The sequence below is a fragment of the Azospirillum sp. CT11-132 genome (genome assembly GCF_047302835.1).
GTDB lineage: Bacteria > Pseudomonadota > Alphaproteobacteria > Azospirillales > Azospirillaceae > Azospirillum.
Map to the genome: position 1 here is coordinate 476,017 of NZ_JBGLZA010000005.1, position 19,746 is coordinate 495,762.

The 19,746-nt window shown below is 71.9% G+C and carries 8 protein-coding genes; 4 read left to right on the plus strand and 4 right to left on the minus strand.

Annotation, left to right across the window (positions count from 1 at the left end):
• Window positions 1-20: 20 nt before the first annotated feature.
• From ACCD06_RS21855 to ACCD06_RS21870, 4 genes are read right to left on the minus strand one after another with little or no spacing between them, the layout of a single operon-like run.
• Window positions 21-1,670, minus strand: a complete 1,650-nt coding sequence (locus ACCD06_RS21855; RefSeq protein WP_413343479.1) for a cyclic peptide export ABC transporter — start codon at window positions 1,668-1,670, stop codon at window positions 21-23.
• Window positions 1,667-4,867 (minus strand): amino acid adenylation domain-containing protein, encoded by a 3,201-nt coding sequence (locus tag ACCD06_RS21860; RefSeq protein WP_413343481.1) that lies wholly within the window; start codon window positions 4,865-4,867, stop codon window positions 1,667-1,669. The genes ACCD06_RS21855 and ACCD06_RS21860 overlap by 4 nt, the downstream gene beginning before the upstream one ends.
• A gap of 12 nt (window positions 4,868-4,879) precedes the next feature.
• On the minus strand, window positions 4,880-6,328 hold the full coding sequence (locus ACCD06_RS21865; RefSeq protein WP_413343483.1) for a diaminobutyrate--2-oxoglutarate transaminase: 1,449 nt from the start codon (window positions 6,326-6,328) through the stop codon (window positions 4,880-4,882).
• Between the two features lie 44 nt (window positions 6,329-6,372).
• Window positions 6,373-6,582 (minus strand): MbtH family protein, encoded by a 210-nt coding sequence (locus tag ACCD06_RS21870; protein WP_109072890.1) that lies wholly within the window; start codon window positions 6,580-6,582, stop codon window positions 6,373-6,375.
• Between the two features lie 351 nt (window positions 6,583-6,933).
• On the opposite strand from ACCD06_RS21870, the gene ACCD06_RS21875 reads away from it, so the two are divergent.
• From ACCD06_RS21875 to ACCD06_RS21890, 4 genes are read left to right on the plus strand one after another with little or no spacing between them, the layout of a single operon-like run.
• Window positions 6,934-7,965: a TauD/TfdA family dioxygenase gene (locus ACCD06_RS21875; RefSeq protein ID WP_413343485.1), complete on the plus strand. Its 1,032-nt coding sequence runs from the start codon at window positions 6,934-6,936 to the stop codon at window positions 7,963-7,965.
• 10 nt (window positions 7,966-7,975) lie between these two features.
• Window positions 7,976-15,784: an amino acid adenylation domain-containing protein gene (locus ACCD06_RS21880; RefSeq protein ID WP_413343487.1), complete on the plus strand. Its 7,809-nt coding sequence runs from the start codon at window positions 7,976-7,978 to the stop codon at window positions 15,782-15,784.
• Window positions 15,673-16,767, plus strand: coding sequence for a TauD/TfdA family dioxygenase (locus tag ACCD06_RS21885; protein ID WP_413343489.1), 1,095 nt, complete (start codon window positions 15,673-15,675; stop codon window positions 16,765-16,767). Before ACCD06_RS21880 ends, ACCD06_RS21885 begins: the two co-directional genes overlap by 112 nt.
• Entirely contained in the window at window positions 16,767-19,718 is a 2,952-nt protein-coding gene (locus tag ACCD06_RS21890; RefSeq protein ID WP_413343491.1) for a non-ribosomal peptide synthetase, read from the plus strand. Before ACCD06_RS21885 ends, ACCD06_RS21890 begins: the two co-directional genes overlap by 1 nt.
• The last annotated feature ends 28 nt before the right edge of the window (window positions 19,719-19,746 follow it).

The window sequence follows — 19,746 nt, forward strand, 5'->3', positions numbered from 1 at the left end:
GGCCGGCGGCCGCCCGGCGATCATTGCGCCGCATGCGCCGGCTGGACCGGCACCTCGCTCCAGGGCGACAGCACCCCGGCATCGCAGCGCAGCACCCGGTCGGCAAGATGGAAGAAGCGGTCGTCGTGGCTGACGGCGATGATGGTGCGGCCGCCGCGTTTGAGTTCCGGCAGCAGCTCCTCGTAGAAGAAGCGGCGGAACAGCGGGTCCTGGTCGGCCGCCCATTCGTCGAGCAGCAGGATCGGCCGCTCTTCCACCACCGCGGCCAGCAGGGCGATGCGCTTGCGCTGTCCCTGCGACAGCCGGATGTCGGAGAGGCGGTCGCCGGCCAGTGCCACCTTGCGGTCCATCCGCAGCCGGCGCAGGAACGTCTGGGCAAGCTCCTCGTCCAGCCGGCCGTCGGGGCCGACCAGCCGGTCGAACAGGTGGGGGGTGGAGAAGACGGCGCTGATCTGCTCGCGATGCCAGCCGCGACGCTCCTCGGTCACCTCCAGCCCACCCAGCCGGATGGTGCCGGCAGCCGGCCGGCGCAGTCCGGCCAGCAGGGTCAGCAGGGTCGACTTGCCGCCGCCGTTGCCGCCGACGATGAACAGCGTCTCCCCCGCCTCGACCGTCAGTTCGACCGGGCCGAGGTGGAAGCCGGGCTCGTCGCCCTGGGCCGGATGGTCGTAGACGACGCCGGACAGGCTGAGCAGCGGCCCCTTGGCGGGAAGCGCCGCGCACGCCGGTTCCGGGCGGTCGAAGTCCGGGCGATGCGCTTCCAGGCGCAACGCCTCGACCTTCGCCAGCGCCACCTTGCCGGACAGCAGGATCGGCAGCGTGCCGACCAGATCGTTCAGCGGCATTCGCAGGAACATCAGCACCAGCACGAAACCGGCGGTGTGCGGCCGCGGCAGGTCCAGTGCCTCGCCGGCGGCGAAGATGCCGGCGATCAGGCCGAGGATGACCAGGGCGGTCCAGCTCAGGCTCAGCACCCAATAACGGTCGGCGCGGGTCTCGGTGTCGCGGGCATGCTCCGCCGCCGCCGCCACGTCGTGGCGGTGGAAGACGCGCTTGCGCACCGTGTTCAGCGCCAGCTCGTTGCGGCCTTCGATCGCGCCGCGATAGCCAGCGAGCAGACAGTCGTCGGTTTCGCGCACCTCGACCATCAGCCGGCGCATCGCCGACACCCAGCCATAGGCCGCCCCCACCCCCAGCCAGATCACCGCGGCGCTGAGCAGGAAGAGTTGCCAGGACAGCCAGGCGAGATAGAGGAAGCCGCCCAGCACCAGCACGCCGTTGCAGAAGACGAAGGGCAACCGGTTGAAGGCCTGTCCGACCGTGGCGATGTCCTTGGTCAGGGTGGCGTAGAGCGCCGGGGCGCCGATGGTCTCCAGCCGCTCCACATCGGTGTCGAGCAGACGCTTCACCGTCGCCGTGCGCATCTCGCACACCACCCGGTGGCCGAGCGCCGTCAGGATCGCCTGCGCACCGAAGCCGAAGCCGAACACCGCCGCCAGCAGTACGGCGATCAGCGCGAAGGTCGGCGCGTCGGGCGCCGCACTGCCGGCGATCAGCCGGTTGACCAGCGCGATCACCCACAGACCGGCCAGCGCCCCGGCGGCGCCCAGCCCAAGCGCCAGCGGCATGCGCCAGCGGAAGCGGCGCAGGAGGGAGAGCAGCAGGCTCATGGCGCACCGCCCGGTTCGGCCACCCCTTCAGCGGCCAGCAGGCCGGCCATGAAGGCGAGGTCGTCCGCCTCGTCCCGGCTGCCGCGGGAGTCGATGAGGGCGGCCATGGCGCGGACGGTCGGGGCGCGGAACAGCTCTGCCAGCGGCAGGTCGACCCCGAAGACGCCGCGGATGCGCGTCTGCAGCCGGACCAGCCGCAGGGAATGCCCGCCCAGCCGGAAGAAATCGTCGGTGACGCCAAGCCCCTGCCGTTCCAGCACCTCCTCCCACAGCGCGGCCAGCCGTGCCTCGGTGTCGGTGGCCGGCGGTTCGAACCCGGCGGACGTGGCCGGCATGTCGGGCGGCGGCAGCGCCTTGCGGTCGATCTTGCCGTTGGCGTTCAGCGGCAGCAGGTCCAGCACCACGCAGACCGACGGCAGCATGTAGGCCGGCAGGCGGGCGGCGAGATGGGCGCGCAGGTCTGGCGGTTCCGTCCCGTCTGTCGTCACCAGATAGGCGCAGAGCAGCGCATCGCCGGCAGCCGGCATATGGGCGACGACCACGGAGTGGCGCACCTGCGGATGGCTGTCGAGCGCCGCCTCCACCTCCGCCGCCTCGATGCGGAAGCCGCGGATCTTCATCTGATGGTCGCGGCGGCCCAGGAATTCTATGGCGCCGTCGGTGCGCCGCCGGGCGCGGTCGCCGGTGCGGTAGAGGCGGCTGCCGGCACCGGCGCCGGGTGCGATGTCCTCGGGGAACGGGTTCGGCAGGAAGCAGGCCGCGGTCAGGCCCGGTTGCCCGCCATAGCCGCGCGCCAGCCCCAGCCCGCCGATCCATAGGTCGCCGGTGACGCCGGGGGGGACCGGCTCCAGCCGGCTGTCCAGGATGTGAAGGCGGTTGTTGGCGACGGCATGGCCGATGGGAACCGTGCCGTCGCCATCCCCGGCCCGCTCCACCGGCCAGGCGGCGGACCAGACAGTGGTTTCGGTCGGGCCGTAGACGTTCAGCAGCCGCACGCCGCGCCCCAGCAGGCGACGGGCCAGACCGACGCCCAGCGCCTCGCCGCCGCACACCGCGCGCAGGCCCGGCCACGAACGCTCGGTGGCGTCCAGCAGCATGCGCCAAGTCGCCGGCGTCGCCTGCAGGACGGTGATGCCGTGGCGATCGATCAGCCCGGCGAGCGCTTGCGGATCGTGGGCCTGCTCGCGCGTGGCGAGGATGACGCGGGCACCGGCGACCAGCGGCAGGAACAGCTCCAGCCCGGCGATGTCGAAGCCCAGCGTCGTAACCGCCAGCAGCCGGTCGTCGGCGACGAGGCCGATCTGCGCCTGCATGGCATGGAGGAAACTGGCGAAGGCCTGCCGGTCGATCTGCACGCCCTTCGGCACGCCGGTCGATCCCGAGGTGTAGAGCGTGTAGGCGAGCTGGCGCGGATGCACCGGGCGGCCGGGATTGCCGTCCGCCAATTCCTCGTATCCGGCTGCGTACTCCGCCAGCGGCGCGTCGATCACCAGCACCGGCCGGGCCTGGGCCAGGATGTGGGCATTGCGCGCCGCCGGCTGGTCGGGATCGAGCGGCAGATAGGCGCCGCCCGCCTTCTGGATCGCCAGCAGCGCGACCGGCAGATCGACCCCGCGCGGCAGCGCCACCGCCACCAGACTGTCGGCGCCGACCCCGCGGGCGGCGAGCCAGCGGGCGAGGCGGTTGGCCCGTGCGTTCAACGCGCGGTAAGTCAACGCGGTTTCGCCGCAGACCAGGGCGACGCAGTCCGGCAGGTCGGCGGCGGTGCGTTCCACCATCGCCACGAGGTCTTCCGCCGGATCCAGCGCGAGGGCGGTGTCGTTCCAGCGCGTCAACTCCTCCGCCCGCGCCACCGGCGCCATCAGCGGCAGGTCGGCCAGCTCAGCCTCCGGATCGGCCAGCATTCCGGCCAGCAGGGTGCGGAAGCCGTCAGCAAGACGCTCAGCCGTCGCGGCATCGAACAGGTCGGTGGCATAGTCGATCGCGCAGAGCGCCCTCGCCTCCCCCACGGCAACGTCGAGCGCCACGTCCAGCTTGGCGGAGGTCTCCGGCACCGGAAGCGGCGTCACGGTCAGGCCCGGCAGCCGCAAGGCGGCGGGGGCGTCCATCCGCAGGTTCAGCAGGGTCTGGAACAGAGGCGTCCGGCTGCCGTCGCGCACCGGATCGAACCGCTCCAGCAGGCGCTCGATGGGGGCCGCCCCGTCGCTCAGCGCCGCCAGCGCCTCCGCGCGCAGCCGCCGGCAGAGCGCGCGGCCGGTCAGGCCGGGGGTCAGGCGGGCGCGGAAGAGCTGGGTTTCGACGAAGAAGCCGACCAGCGGTTCCAGCTCCTCGTCGTTCCGTCCGGCATCGGGCACACCGACGGCGAAATCATCCTGCCCGGACCAGCGGCCGAGCAGGACCTGCCAAGCCGCCAGCAGCGGGATGAAGGGCGTGCAGGCTTCTGCCCGTGCCAGGGAGCGCAGGGCGGAAACCGTCTCATCCGGCAGGGCGAACTCGCCCCGCGCCCCGGCGCTGCCGCGAACGCTCGGGCGGGGCCGGTCGGTCGGCAGTTCCAGGGCCGGGATGCCGGTGCCGAGCCGCCTGACGGCCCGTTCGACCGCCCGTTCGAAGCGCGCCTGCGCCGCCTCGTCGCGCTGTGCCCGCGCATGATCGGCATATTGCAGGGTCAGCGGGGGAAGCAGCGCCGCCGGGTCGGCTTCCGGATCCGCCAGGGCGGCGACGTATGCGGTCATCAGGTCGCGCGCCAGGATCGGGTTTGACGGACCGTCCGACAGGATGTGGTGCATCGCCAGCAGCAGCACGGCCCCTCCGCCGGCCCCCGGCAGCAGTGTCGCGCGGATCGGCGGGTAGGCGGACAGGTCGAATGGCCGCCGCGTCTCCTCGCGGATGCGCTCCGCCAGCGCCGCCTCATTGGGCTGGACGGGTTCCCGCGTCAGCCGCAGGGTCGGACGGGACAGCACCACCTGTTGCGGCGCCCCGTCCCGCTCTTCGAACCGTGTCCGCAGGATGGCGTGCCTCCAGGCCAGCGCTTCCAGTGCCCGCTCCAGCGCCGCCGCGTCCAGGGCGCCGTCCAGACGGAAGGCGCGCGTCAGGTTATAGGCGGCATCCGTTGGATCCAGGCGCTGGAGCAGCCACAAACGCTCCTGCGCCAACGACAGCGGAGCCGTCTCAATAATGCGACTAAGAGTTCCTTGCATCTATCGGCCCGCCTATTCCGCCGCGAGGCTGGTGGAGGCCGCGCCCGCCGCCCGGTCGACCAGTGCGGCCCGCAAGGCGGTCCGGAAGCGGTCGGCGATCTCGTCGATCTCTGCGGCGCTGACGATCAGCGGCGGCAGGAACCGCACCACTGCGCCATGGCGCCCGCCTAGCTCCAGGATCAAGCCCTGCTCCAGGCAGCGGCGCTGCAGCGACCGGGCAAGCTCGCCATCGGCCGGCCGGGCGCCCAGCCGCAGGGGCGGCCGGCGCTCGTCCACGATCTCGACACCGATCATCAGGCCCGGTCCCCGCACATCGCCCAGGCAGGGATGGTCGGCCTGGATCGCCCGCAGATGGCCGGTCAGCCGTGCGCCCATGGCGGCGGCATGCTCGTCCAGGCGGTCGGTACGGATCCGGTACAGGGTCGCCGACCCCGCCGCCATCGCCAGCTGGTTGCCGCGGAAGGTGCCGGCATGGGCGCCCGGCGCCCAGCAGTCGAGGCCGGCATTGTAGACCACCACCGACAGCGGCAGGCTGCCGCCGATCGCCTTGGACAGCACCAGGATGTCGGGCTCGATCCCGGCATGTTCGAAGGCGAACAGCCGGCCGGTGCGGCCCAGCCCGGTCTGCACCTCGTCGATGACCAGCGGGACGCCATGGACACGGGTCAGCCGCCGCAGCCCCTGCAGCCAGCGCACCGGCGCCGGCACCACGCCGCCTTCGCCCTGCACCACCTCCACCACCACGGCCGCCGGCGTCACGACGCCCGATTCCGGATCGCTCAGCAGTTGCTCGATCATCGACAGGCCGGCATCCACCCCGGCCTCGCCACCAAGCCCGAACGGGCAGCGGTAGTCGTAGGGATAGGGCAGCATGTGGGCGTCGCCGGTGCCGCCGCCCAACGGCCGCTTCGGCCCCAGATTGCCCATGATTGCCAGCGTGCCATGGGTCATGCCGTGGTAGCCGCCGGAGAAACCGACGATGGTGCGCCGCCCGGTGGCGGTGCGGGCCAGCTTCATCGCCGCCTCGATCCCGTCCGCGCCGGTGGGACCGCAGAACTGGATCCGGGCATCACGGGCGAAGGCCGGCGGCAGGGCTGCGAACAGATCCTCGACGAACCGGTCCTTGACCGGGGTGGTCAGGTCCAGCGTGTGCAGCGGCAGCCCGCTGTCCAGCGTCGCGCGCAGCGCCGCCACGATGTCCGGGTGGTTGTGCCCCAGCGCCAGCGTCCCGGCACCGGCGAGGCAGTCGATGAACAACTGACCGGCACTGTCGCGCAGATAGATGCCGCGGCCTTCGGTCAGCACCAGCGGGATGCGCCGCGGATAGGAGCGCGCGTTCGATTCCCGCGCCTCCTGACGGCGAAGCATCGGATCGTCGCCGAGGCGGATCGCCGGCTGGGCATGGAAACCGTCCAGGCCCAATGGCGCTGCGATGGTTGGTGCCGTGATGGTCGCAGTCATGGGCACATCTCCCTCATCGGGAATACGGGATCGGGCACGGCCGGTCAGGCCGCATCGCCCAGGGCGCGGCGCAGGCTGAGCGGACGCATGTCGGTCCACACCCGCTCGATGTGGGCGAGGCAGTCCTCCTTGGAGCCGCTGACGCCGATCGTGCGCCAACCGGCGGGAACCGGCTTGTGGTCGGGCCAGATCGAGTACTGTTCCTCGTCATTCACCACGACGTGAAATCGCGTGTCCGGGCTATCCCAGCTCATGCCGAAGCTCCTTCAGGTCAGGGCGCGGAAGAGATGATCGTGTTCGGGGAATGCGCGTTCGGAAGATCGCGTCATGCCTTCTTGCATAATGCGAATGATTCTCGTTTGCAAGTCGATTTGTAGTGCGCTAACGTTCGTCCCGGCTGCAGGGCCCGGCGGGATTGCCCGCAAGATATGTGTTGTTTATGCGACCCCTACGCTGAAGCCGTTCCAAGCACGGCCCAGAACCCGCTGCGATTGCTGCCCCACCTGCCGGCAGGAGCAACGCTCTGCCCGACTATGCGAACGATTCTTAGTCGCAGTAAAGACGTTTCTGCAGACCTGCCCGCAATTGGACGGACCGATCACCCCATGGACCAGCGCATTTTCGATCCGAGCCCGGCCGCAAACCCCGAAACTCTGGCCGTGCAGCCGCTGCTTCCCGGCGCCGACCTGCCGCTGCTGGTGACGCCGAAGGACGGCGCGCTGGACGACGGGGGGTGGCGGAATTTGCTGCCGGACATCCACGCGGTGGTGCGCGATCGGCTGCCCGTTGCCGGCGGACTGCTGTTCCGCGGCTTCGGGCTGCATGGCGACGCTCCCTTCCGCGCCTTCGCCGAGAGCTTCGGCCGGCCGCTGCTCAACTATGATTTCGGCTCCACCCCGCGCTCCGCGGTGGACAAGGGCGTCTACACCTCCACCGAATATCCGGCCCACCAGTCGATCCCGCTGCACAACGAGCAGGCCTATACCCTGCAGTGGCCGCAGACGATCTGGTTCCACTGCGTGACCGCCGCCACCACCGGCGGGGCGACGCCGATCGCCGACAGCCGGCTGGTCGCCCGGCGCATCGATCCGGCGATCCGCGCCCGCTTCGCCGCCAAGCGCCTGATGTATGTGCGCAATTACGGGAACGGCCTCGACCTTCCCTGGCAGCGCGCCTTCAACACCGACGATCCGGCGGAAGTCGAGCGTTTCTGCCGCGCCAACGCCATCGCCTGGGAGTGGACCGAGGACGGCGAGCTGCGCACCCGGCAGATCTGTCAGGCGGTGGCCCGGCATCCCGTGACCGGCGAGGAGGTCTGGTTCAATCAGGCCCACCTGTTCCACGTCTCCAACCTGCCGCCCGCGGTGCGCGACAGCCTGCTGGCGGTGGTGGAGGACGAGTCCGAACTTCCCCGCCATGTCTTCTACGGCGATGGCACGCCGATCGAGGACGAGGCGCTGGACCATATCCGCGCGGTGCTGGACGACTGCACCCGCAGTTTCCCCTGGCAGGACGGGGACGTGATGATGCTCGACAACATGCTGGCGGCCCATGGGCGGGAGCCCTTCACCGGCAGGCGCAAGGTCGTGGTCGCCATGGCCGACCCGGTGCGCTCCCCCGACCTTCCCGCCGCCTGAGGACCCGGCCATGGACAGCATCACGACCGCACCCGCCCCAACTTCCGGTGCCATTCCTGCCGGCGAGGAACAGCGCGCCCTGTGGACCGCCTGGCGCCTGGCGCCGGAGGATCCGGCCTACAACATGACCTACGCGGTGGAGCTTGCGCCCGGCATCGACCCGCAGCGGCTGGCCGCCTCCTTCGCCAGGGTCATCGCCGGGCATGAGGCGCTATCGAGCCACTACCGCGAGGACGCCAATGGCCGCCTCATCATGGAACGGGGTCCCAGATTCATCCCCGATGTCACCGTCCACGCCACCGAGGCGATGAGCGACGCCGACCGCCTGCGCTGGCTCGAGCGCGAGGCCGACCTGCCGTTGCCGCTCGACCGCGCCGTCGCCTGCCGCGTGCGGCTGCTGGCCGAGCCGGACGGGATGCTGCACCTGCTGGTCGTCCTGCACCACATCGCCGGCGATTACCTGTCCTTCGAAATCCTGTGCGAACAGGCCTTCACCGCCTATGAGGCACCGTCCGCAGCCGGCTCCACGGCTGGAGGCCGCTACTTCGACTGGCTGGAACGGCAGCGAGCGCTGCAATCCGGTCCCGAGGCCGCGCGGCTGGAGGCCTTCTGGCGCGACCGCATGACGGATGCGGCACCGCCGCCTGAACTGCCGGCTGACCGCATCGATCGTCCGGGCCCACCGAATGAGGCCGACCTACGGCTCGATGCCGCCATGACGGCGCGCGTGCGCGCGGCGGCCGACCGGGCCGGCGTCGGCGTCTTCCCACTGCTGACCGCGGTCTTCCAGATTTTCCTGCATCGCTGGAGCGGCCAGGACCGCTTCATCATCGGGACGCCGGTGTCCGGGCGGCAGGGGGCTGCCGACCGCGAGATGATCGGCTACACGCTGAACGCCCTGCCCTGGCCTGCCGACCTGGCCGGCAGCCCCACCGTCGCCGAGCTCGCGCGCACCGCACAACGGACGCTGAAGGCGCTGCTGCGCCACCGCCGCCTGCCGCTCGCCCGCATCACCGCGCTGGCCGGCGGCAACGGGCCGCTGTACCGCCACATGACCACCTATGTTCCGGTGGGCAAGCGCACAGCCGTCAACCGCGCCGTCCGGCGGGAGCTGTTCGCCCAGCAGCGCGGCGCCGCCAACGAGCTGAACCTGCGCTGGGTCGACGACGGCGAGCGGCTGACCGGCCAGTGGCGCGCCGACCCGGCGGTGTTCGGACCGGAGACCTCGGCCCGTATGAGGCGCGGCTTCCTTGCCCTGCTCGACCGCGCGATCACCGATCCCGATGCTCCGGTCATCACGCTGGAGGCGACCGCGGACGATGTCGACCGTTCGCTGCGCCGGGGACCCGCCGCCGGCGCGCCGACCTCGGCCCTTGCCCTGTTCGAGGCCGCTGTCGCCCGTCATCCCCGCCGCGCGGCCGTGGAGGACGGCGACCAAACCCTGACATACGCCGACCTCGACGCTGCGGCCGGCCGGCTGTCGGTGTGGCTCGCCGACGCCGGGGTGCGGCCGGGTGACCGCGTCGGACTGTGGCTGCCGCGGGGCGCGACGCTGGCCGTCGGCATGATCGCGGCGTGGAAGGCGGGAGCGGCCTACCTCTGCCTGGACCCGGCGTTGCCCGACGCGCGCCTTGCCTTCCTGGCGACGGACAGCGGCACGCGCGCCATCGTCGGCCACGGCGCGGCACCGGGCTGGCTTGGCGGAGCGGCGTGGCTGGAGTTCGACGGCCGGTCGGGCGGCTCAGCCGTCGCTGATGTCCCGGCCAGCCCAGACCTGCCGGCCTACCTGATCTACACCTCCGGCTCCGCCGGCACGCCCAAGGGGGTGGTGGTCACCCAGGGCAACCTCGCCCACTATGCCCAAGGCGTGCTGGCGGCGATGGAGTTGCCGGAAGAAGCCACGCTTGCCACGCTGGCGTCGGTGACCGCCGACCTCGGCTATACCGCGTGGTTCGGGGCGCTGCTCGGCGGACGTACTTTGCGGGTGATCGCGCCGTCGCTGGCCGACGACCCCGACGCGCTGGCCCGCCATTTCGCCGAACGGCCGGTCGACGCGCTGAAGATCGTGCCCTCGCATCTCGCCGCGCTGATGGCGGTGGCCGATCCGGCCCGGCTGTTGCCGCGCCGCTGCCTCGTCCTCGGCGGCGAGGCACTGGAGGGTGGCTTCGTCGTCCGCCTGCGTGCGCTCGCCCCCGGCTGCCGGGTGCTGAACCATTATGGCCCGACCGAGACCACCGTCGGCTGCCTGACGGCCCCCGCCCCGCAAGACCCGAGCGTTCCGGTTCCCATCGGCACCCCGCTGGCCGGCGTCCATGCCGCGGTGCTCGACCGCCACGGCGATCCGGCACCGCTTGGCGTCGTCGGCGAACTCGCCATCGGCGGCTGCGGTGTCGCCGCCGGCTATCTCGGCAGGCCGGCGCTGACCGCCGAGCGCTTCGTGCCCGACCCCTGGCGCAGAGGCGGCCGGCTATACCGCACCGGCGACCGCGTGCGCCTCACCCCCGCCGGCCTCGTGGAGTTCCTTGGCCGCGCCGACGATCAGGTGAAGATCCGCGGTTTCCGCGTCGAACTGGGCGAGGTCGAATCCTGGCTGCGCCGCCAGCCCGGCGTGGCGGAGGCGGCGGTCCTCGCCCGTCCGGTGACCTCCGGCGGCGGGTCCGGCTTGCGCCTGACGGCCTTCGTCGCCCCGGCGACGCTGGACGGAGACGCCCTGCGAACCGCCATGGCCGCCGCCCTTCCGGACGCGATGGTGCCGTCTGCGCTGCATGCCCTGCCCACGCTGCCCCGCCTGCCGAACGGCAAGATCGACCGCAAGTCGCTACGGGACGATGAATACGCTGCCCCGCCCGCCCCCTCGGCCGGCCGCCCCCTGACGGAGGCCGAGGAGACGCTCGCCGCCATCTGGGCGGAGGTGCTGGGACGCCCATCGGTCGGGATCGAGGAGGACTTCTTCGCCATCGGCGGCGATTCGATCCTGGCGCTCCAGGTCATCGCCAAGGCCCGGCCGCAGGGTCTTGTGCTGAAACCGAAACTGTTCTTCCAGAAACGCACCATCGCGGCCATTGCCGCCGCAATCACCGCCGCTACCCCACGGCCGCAGGCGCCGGCCGAGGGCAAGCCCGTCCCGGTGGAGCCCACCCCCTTCGCCCTCTGCGGCCTCGACGCTGATGCGGTGGCAGCGTTGCGCGCCGAGCGTCCGGGGCTGGAGGACGCCTATCCGTTGTCGTCGCTGCAGCAGGGCCTGCTGTTCCATAGCCTGATCTACCCGGCCGGCGGCGCCTACGTAAACCAACTGGTGATCGAGGCGGATGGCCCCTTCGACGCCGACGCCTTCACCGCCTCCTGGCAGGACGCCGTCGCCGCCAACGCCATCCTGCGGACCGCCTTCCGCTGGGACGGGGTGGACCGTCCGCTGCAGTTGGTGGAGCGCACGGCTACGCTGCCCGTCGCCCGCCGCGACTGGAGCGACCTGTCCGACAACGGCCGCGAGGCGGCCCTTGCCGCCTTCCTGGCGGAGGACCGGGCGCGCGGCTTCGCGCTGGACCGGGCTCCACTGATGCGGCTTGCGCTGATCCGCTGCGGCAACGGCCGCTGGTGGCTGCTGTGGAGCCGCCATCATCTGGTGGTCGACGGCTGGTGTTCGATCCTGCTGCTGGACGAGGTGCTGGAACGCTACCGCGCCCGGCTGGCGGAGGAGTCTCCGGTTCTGCCCGCCCGTCGCCCGTTCCGCGACCACATCGCGTGGCTCCAGTGCCGGGACGACCGCACCGCCGCCGGCTTCTGGCGGACCTTCCTCGCCGGCGTGGAGGGCACCACGCCGCTGCCGATGCTGGCACCGGCGCCCGAGACCGGCAGCGCGGTTCCGCTCAGCCACTCCCTGCTGCTGGACGAGGCGGAAACCACCCGTCTGACCACTACGGCGCGTGGGCTGGGCGTCACCCTGAACACGCTGGTGCAGGGCGCCTGGGGCCTCGTGCTGGCCGCCCGGTCGGGATGCGACGACGTGCTGTTCGGCGTCACCTCCTCCGGCCGGCCGGCCGAGCTGGACGGGGCGGAGCACATGCTGGGCGTCTTCATCAACACGCTGCCCCTGCGGGTGCGCGCGCCCGGCCAACGCCGCCTCGGCGATTACCTGCGCGGCATCCAGGCCGACAATGCCGCGATGCGCGAGCATGAGCACAGCGCGCTTGCCGACATCCAGGCACAGGCCGGCGCCGGGCCACTGTTCGACACGCTGCTGGTCTTCCAGAATCTGCCGATGCTGGAGGGGCGGCGGCGCCGCGTCGGTGCGCTCGACCTGCGCCAGCGCGACAATGTGGAGCGCACGCACTACGCCCTGACGGTGGAGGTGTTCCCCGGCGACCGGCTCGCGGTCGTCTTCGACGCCGATGGCCGCCGGATCGACGCCGCCACCCTCGCCCGGATCGCCGACGGCTTCCGCGCCGCCCTGCTGTCGCTGACCCGTGGTGCCGGAACCCCGTTGGCGTCGCTGCCACGGATGGGCGAGGCCGAGGCGCGGAGCTTACGCGAATGGGCCATCGGCCCGGCCTCCTCCCACCTGTCGCCGGACTGGGTGGAGCGGGTCGCCGCCCGCGTCGAAACCCATCCCAACCGCATCGCTGCCCGGTGCGAGGGTAACAGCCTGAGTTATGGCGAGCTTTGGCGGCGTTCGGAACGGCTGGCCCGCGGGCTCAATGCGGTGGGACTCCGCCCCGACGAATTGGTGGCCCTGCTCGCCCCCCGCGGCCTTGACCTGCTGTGCCTGAAGGTGGCGGTGCTGCGGGCCGGGGGAGCGTGGCTGCCGCTCGATCCCGCCCATCCGCCGGCCCGCTGGGCTCAGGTGATGGAGCAGGCCGGCCATCCGCTGCTGATCCGTGACGAAACGGTCGCTAGCGACCTGCCCGCCCTTACCACCGCCGATCTGCTGGCCCGCGCCGGGCAGGGCCGCCTGCCGGTGGTGCCACCCCGCAGCGACCAGCGCGCCTATGTGCTGTTCACCTCCGGCTCCACCGGGACGCCAAAGGGGGCGATGGTCACCCGCGACGGCATGCTGAACAACATGCTGGCGAAACTCGATCCACTGCAGCTCGGCGAACAGGACGCCATCGCCCAGACCGCCCCCTCCTGCTTCGACATCTCGGTCTGGCAGACCCTGACCGCTCCCCTCCTGGGTGCGGTGGTGGAGATCATCCCGGACAGTGTGGTGCGCGATCCCGACGCCCTGCTCGACCAGCTGGGACAGGCGGGCGTCACCCTATTCGAACCGGTGCCGTCGCTGATGCGCACCCTGGCGGAAACGCGCGATGCCGACGGACGCCCACGGCCGCTGCCGGCGCTGCGCTGGGTCCTGCCGACGGGAGAGGCGCTGTCCGCCGCCGATGCCGGGGCGTGGTTCGACGCCTATCCCGCCATCCCGCTGATGAACGCCTACGGCCCGGCCGAATGCGCCGACGATGTCGCCTTCCATCCGCTGTATGCGGCACCGCTCCCCGGCTCCACCATTCCCATCGGCCGCCCGACCGCCGGTGCGGAGTTGCGCATCGTCGACGGCGACCTCGCCGCGGTCCCGATCGGAACGGTCGGCGAAATCGCCGTCGGCGGCATCGGGGTCGGCCGCGGCTATCTGGGCGACCCGCGCCGGACCGCCCTGTCCTTCATCCCCGACCCGGACGGCGCACCGGGCGCCCGGCTCTACCGCACAGGCGATCTCGGCCGCTGGTCGGCGCAGGGTGCCATCGACTGGGTCGGGCGCAGCGACTTCCAGATGAAGCTGCGCGGCTTCCGCGTCGAGGCCGGCGAGGTCGAGGCCACGCTGGAACGCCATCCGGCCGTCCGCCGTGCCGTCGTCCAGATCCGCGCCGACCACCTGACCGCATGGTGGGAACCGGCAGAGCCCCATGCCGAGGTCCTTGCCGAACCCCTCGCCGCCCATGCCGCGGAAACGCTGCCGCCCTACATGGTACCGACACGCTGGATCCGGATGTCTGCTTGGCCACGCAACGCCAACGGCAAGCTCGACCGCAAGGCGTTGCCCGATGCCGAGGCCGCATCTTCCTCCACAGCGGACGAGCAACCGGTCACCGAAACCGAACGCCGTCTTGCGCAGCTTTGGCAGGAGCTGCTGCCGGGAAGCGCCGTCGGCCGCAACGCCGACTTCTTCGCCCTCGGCGGCCATTCCCTGCTCGCCGCCCGCCTGATCGCCCGGCTGCGCCGGGACGGCTGGCCCGGCCTGCCCCTGCGCACGGTGTTCGAGGCATCGGAACTCCGCGCCCTCGCCGCCCAGCTCGACGCCTTGGCCGGCGCAGGTACCGACGACACCCCGCCGCTGCGTCCGGTGGAGCGGCGGGAGGTGATGCCGCTGTCCCCTGCCCAGCAGCGCCTGTGGCTGGTCGACCGGCTGTCGGGCGGCGGCACAGCCTATCTGATGGCGGCCCGGCTGGACCTTTCCGGCGACCTCGACGCCGCGGCGCTGGAAACGGCCCTCAACGCCGTCGTCGCCCGCCACGAGATCCTGCGCACCGCCTATCCGGAGCGCGACGAGGAGCCTGCCGCCGTCGTCGCCACCGCCCTGTTGATACCGCTGCCGCTGGAGGACCTGTCCGGATTGCCGCCGGAAGAACGGGAGTCCTGCGCCCGGGCGCGGGAGGAGGAGCATGCGCGCACCCCCTTCGATCTCGCGGCCGGCCCTCTGTTGCGCGCCCGTCTCCTGCGGATGGACAAGCACCGCCACCGGCTGCTGTTCGCCATGCACCACATGATCGCCGATGGCTGGTCGGTCGGCGTCCTGTGCCGTGATCTCGCCACCGCCTACCGCGCGGCACGGGCCGGCGGGGCTCCCGACTGGCCGCCGCTGCCGGTGCAATATGCCGATTACGCGGTCTGGCAACGCAGCCTGTTGTCGGGCGAGCGGCTGGCGCGTGAAACCGCCTTCTGGCGCGACCGGCTTACCGGGGCACCGACCGCGCTTGCCCTGCCGACCGACCGGCCACGCCCGGCCATCGCCTCCACGCGCGGCGACTCCCTGCCCCTGCGCCTGGATCCGGACCTGTTGGCCCGCGTGGAGGATTGGGCGCGCCGCCGCGGCGCCACGCCCTTCATGGCGTTGCTCGCCGCCTTCAATGCCATGCTGCATCGGGAATCGGGTGCCGGCGACCTCCTGGTCGGCACCGACACCGCCGGCCGGCCGGATCGCGCCCTGGAAGGGCTGATCGGCTTCTTCGTCAATGTCGTGCCGTTGCGCTCCCGCCTGGAGCCGGGGGTCAGCTTCGACGCGCTGCTCGACCGCACCCGGCAGACGGCCCTCGACGCCTTCGAGCATGACGCCCTGCCCTTCGACCGCATCGTCGAAGCGGTCGGGGTGCCGCGCGACCGCGGGCGCAACCCGCTGGTCCAGGTCCTGTTCGTGCTGCAGAACGTGCCCGACGGGCCGCTGGAACTGCCGGACCTCGTCATCGCCGAAGCCCCGCCAGCGGAACGCCAGTCGAAGTTCGACATGGCCCTGTTCCTGGAGCCGGTGGCCGGCGGCGGCAACACCGGTGCTCCTGCCCTGGCCGCCGACTGGGTGTTCGCCAGCTCCCTGTTCGATCCCGCGACCGTGCGCCGGTTCCACGACGCCTGGGTCACGCTGCTGGAACGCGCGGTCACCGACCCGTCCCAGCCCGTCCTTCCCCCTCCCACGCCCCTTCTGCCGGTCAGGAATTCCCACCCATGGACCAGACCCGGCGCACCAGCGCCAAGCTCTCCCGCCTCGGCGGGCCGACGGCTCCCTGCCGGCCGGCCCGGTTGCAAGCCGCCGATCCCGTCCGTCGCTCGGTCCTGACGCCGGGTTCGGACTTTCTGATCATGCTGGAGCCGGCGGCGCCCGATCTCGACCCGGTCACCTGGGCTGAGAGCAACCGCGGGCTGATCGATGATCTGCTGCTGCGCCACGGTGCCATCCTGTTCCGCGGCTTCGCCCTGCCCGACCCGCAAGCCTTCGAATGCTTCGCCGAGGCGATGGAACCGTCTGGCCTGTTCGGTTCCTACGGCGACCTGCCGAAGAAGGAGGGTGGGCGAAACACCTACCGTTCCACGCCGTACCCCGAACGGCAGATGATCCTCTATCACAATGAAAGCAGCCATCTGGACCGCTGGCCACGCAAGCAGTGGTTCTTCGCCGAGCAGGTGGCGCCGGTCGGCGGCTGCACCCCCATCGTCGACTGCCGCCGGATGCTGACGCTCCTGCCGGCCGATCTGGTGGCGATGCTGGAGACGCGCGGGCTGCTCTATGTCCGCACCTTCACGCCGCGCCTCGATGTCGATTGGCGCGACTTCTTCAAGACCGATGACCGCGCGGCGGTGGAAGCCCACTGCTCCGCCGGTGGGATCGAGCTGCGCTGGCTCGATCCCGACACGCCGCAGACCCGGACCCGCTGCCCTGCGGTGATCCGCCATCCGCTGAGCGGCGAGCGCAGCTTCTTCAACCAGATGCAGCTCCACCACCCCGCCTGCCTGGAACCGGAGGTGCGGGCCGACCTGCTGGAGATGGCGGGCATCGAGCGTTTCCCCCGCAACGTCCTGTTCGGCGACGGCGAGACGATTCCGGACGAGACCATGGCCCTGATCGGCGAGGCGTACGAGGCGTGCGCGGTGCGCTTCCAGTGGCTGCGCGGCGACGTGGTGATGGTGGACAACATGCTGACCGCCCACGCCCGCGACCCGTTCGAAGGGCCACGCCGCGTCGTGGTGGCCATGGGCGCCATCGTCGAACGCGGGGCCGTGGAAAGCGGCATCCCGGACGCCCGCACCATGGAGGTTCTGTGATGGACGAGTCGACCGCCCTGACGCCGCGCCAGCGCGACATCCTCGACGCCATCGCCAACGGCGCTCCCGACGGCTCGCCGCTGGAGGTGGTCATCGATCTGGACGGCCCGCTCGACGCCGATGGGCTGCGCCGGTCGGTGGAGCAGGCCGCCGCGACCTTCGACGCGCTGCGCACGACACTGGTGCCGGTGCCGGGCTTCCGGACCCCGCGGCAGGTCGTCGGCGCCGTGCCTGCTGTCGCCTGGACGGAGACCGACGCCGAGACGGCCACGCCGCTCGACCCCGCCACCGGCCGGGTCTTCCGCGCGCAGCTGTCGCGGCAGGGGGCTGAAAGCGCCACCCTGACGCTGGCCGTCTCGCCACTGGTCTGCGATCGCGGCGGACTGGTCCGGCTCGTCGCCGCCATCGCCGACCTCCATGCCGGCAGGACGCCCGCCGCCGGAATCGGCCTTGCCCGCTTCACCGCATGGCGGGAGGAGCTGGACGCATCGGACGATGCGGCTCACGGACGCGCCTATTGGGCCGGCCTGGGGCTGGAATCCTTGATCGACCCACGGCTCCCCGGCCCGGTTCCGGTCATTCCGGGAGCCGGCACCGCCACCCGCAGCATCCCGCCGCAGACCGCCGCCGGGCTCGCCAGCCTCGGGCAGCCGGTCGATGCCGTGCTGCAGGCCGCGTGGTGGCTGCTGATCGCGCGCATCACCGGCGAGGAGGCGTTCCGCGGCCTGTGGGTCAACGCCCCGCGCCGCGACTACGACATGCTCGCCGACGGCATCGGTGCTTTCGAGGACACGCTCCCGCTGGCCTTGAGCCTGCCCGGCGACGAGACCGTCGACGGGTTGCTCGCCCGTGTCGCGTCGATGATGGACGCTCACCGCGACGCGCAGGAACAGCGCCCCGACGGCATCCTGTCGCCCGATACAGTGGCCTTCACCCTGACGGAAGCCCCGGAAGCCATCGCTACCGGCAGCCTGCGCTGGAAGCCACGCGGCTGGCCCGCGCCGCGACCGGTCGGCACCCTCACCCTGGCGGTGACGATGGCCGGCGGCCTGCCGCTGGGCATCACCCTGCACGCCGACCCTGCCCGCATCGCATCCGCCGCCGTCAAGGCGCTGGCCGACCAGTATCTCGCCGCCCTGGTTGCCCTTCCCGGCCATCGCACCAGTCGTGTCGCCGACCTGCCGCTGCTGGCGGAGCGCGACCTCCGCTGCCATGCCGCTCTCGCTGGCCCCGAACCCGCCGCCGCGCCGACGATCCCCGCCCTGCTGTCCAACCTCGCCGCCAGCCGGCCCGACGCCCCGGCGCTGCAGGACGGCGCGCGCCGGTGGAGCTATGGCGAACTCGACGAAGTGGTCGGGCGTCTGGCCCGCCATCTGCACCGCGACGGGGTCGGACCGGGGCAGCGCGTGGCGCTGGTCCTGCCCCGCTCCGCCGAGTTGGTCATCGCCCTGCACGCGGTGATGCGGGCCGGCGGTGCCTATGTACCGGTCGATCCGGACTGGCCCGAGGCGCGGCGGGCCGCGGTGATCGCAGCAGCAGCCCCCTGCCGGATGCTGGAGTCCGCCGATTTGGCCGCCCTCCTGGCGCAGCCGGCGCCCGACGCCGCGTTGCCCGTCGCCACCCCGCTGGATGCCGCCTATGTGCTGTTCACCTCAGGTTCCACCGGCACGCCGAAGGGCGTGGTGATCGGGCAGGGGCAGCTCGCATCCTATGTGGCGGCGGCAGGCGCGGCGCTCGACCTCGGCACTTGCCGACGCTTCGCCCTGACCTCCACCGTCGCCGCCGATCTCGGCAACACCACGCTGTTCGGGGTGCTGGCCGCCGCCGGATGCCTCGTGGTGGCTGACGAGGCGACCATGACCGACGGCGCCGCCTTCGCCCGCTTCATCGCCGACGAGGCCATCGATTGCGTGAAGATCGTGCCGTCCCATCTGGCGGCCCTGATCGACACGCCGGCTCCGGTGCTTCCCGGCACGCTCATTCTCGGCGGGGAGTCCACCGGCCGGCCGCTTCTGCAGGCCATCCGCGCCGCGGCCCCCCGCTGCCGCATCTTCAACCATTACGGCCCGACCGAGACGACCGTCGGCGTGATGGTCCATGCGCTGCCGCCGGCAGGCCCGCTGCCGGAGCGGCTGCCGCTCGACCGCGTGCTGGCCGGAAGCCGGGTGCTGCTGCTCGACCCGGCGGGACGGCCGGTGCCGATCGGCGCCGTCGGCGAACTCGTCATCGGCGGTCCCCAGGTCGCCCGCGGCTATCTCGGCCGCCCGGACGATCCCGCCTTCCGCGCCGATCCGGAACGCGACGGAGAGCGGCTGTACCGCACCGGCGACCTTGCCCGGCTGCTGCCGGACGGCGGTCTCCAACTGGTCGGCCGCGCCGACGATCAGCTCAAGATCCGCGGCTTCCGCGTCGAACCGGCGGAGATCGAGGCCGCCATCCTCGCCGTGCCCGGCGTCGCCCAGGCGGCGGTGAAGGTCTGGGGCGAAGGACGGTTGATCGGCTACGCCACTCCGTCCGCCGGGTCCGTCCTCGACCCGGCCGCCCTGCGGGAGGAACTGCGCCGCCGGCTGCCGGACGCCATGGTCCCGGCGGAGCTGCTGCCGCTCGACCGTCTGCCGCGGCTCGGCAACGGCAAGATCGACCGGGTCGCCCTGCCGGAGACGGCGCGCTCCACCGCCGGGGTGGACGAGGCAGCGGCACCACTGGAAACGCTCATCGCCGGGTTGTTTGCCAGTCTGCTGGAGCGCGACCGGGTCGGTGTGGGCGAAAACCTGTTCGACCTCGGCGGCCATTCGCTGCTGGTGATCAAGCTGGTGTCACGCCTGCGCAAGCGGCTGGGCGTGGAGGTGCCGCCGGGCATCGTCTTCGACCACCCGACCCCCGCCGGTCTCGCCCATGCGCTCCGCGCGGGAGAAACCGAACCGGGACAGCTCGACCGGGCCGCCGCCTGACGGTTCCCCCCTTTCACGACACGGACGG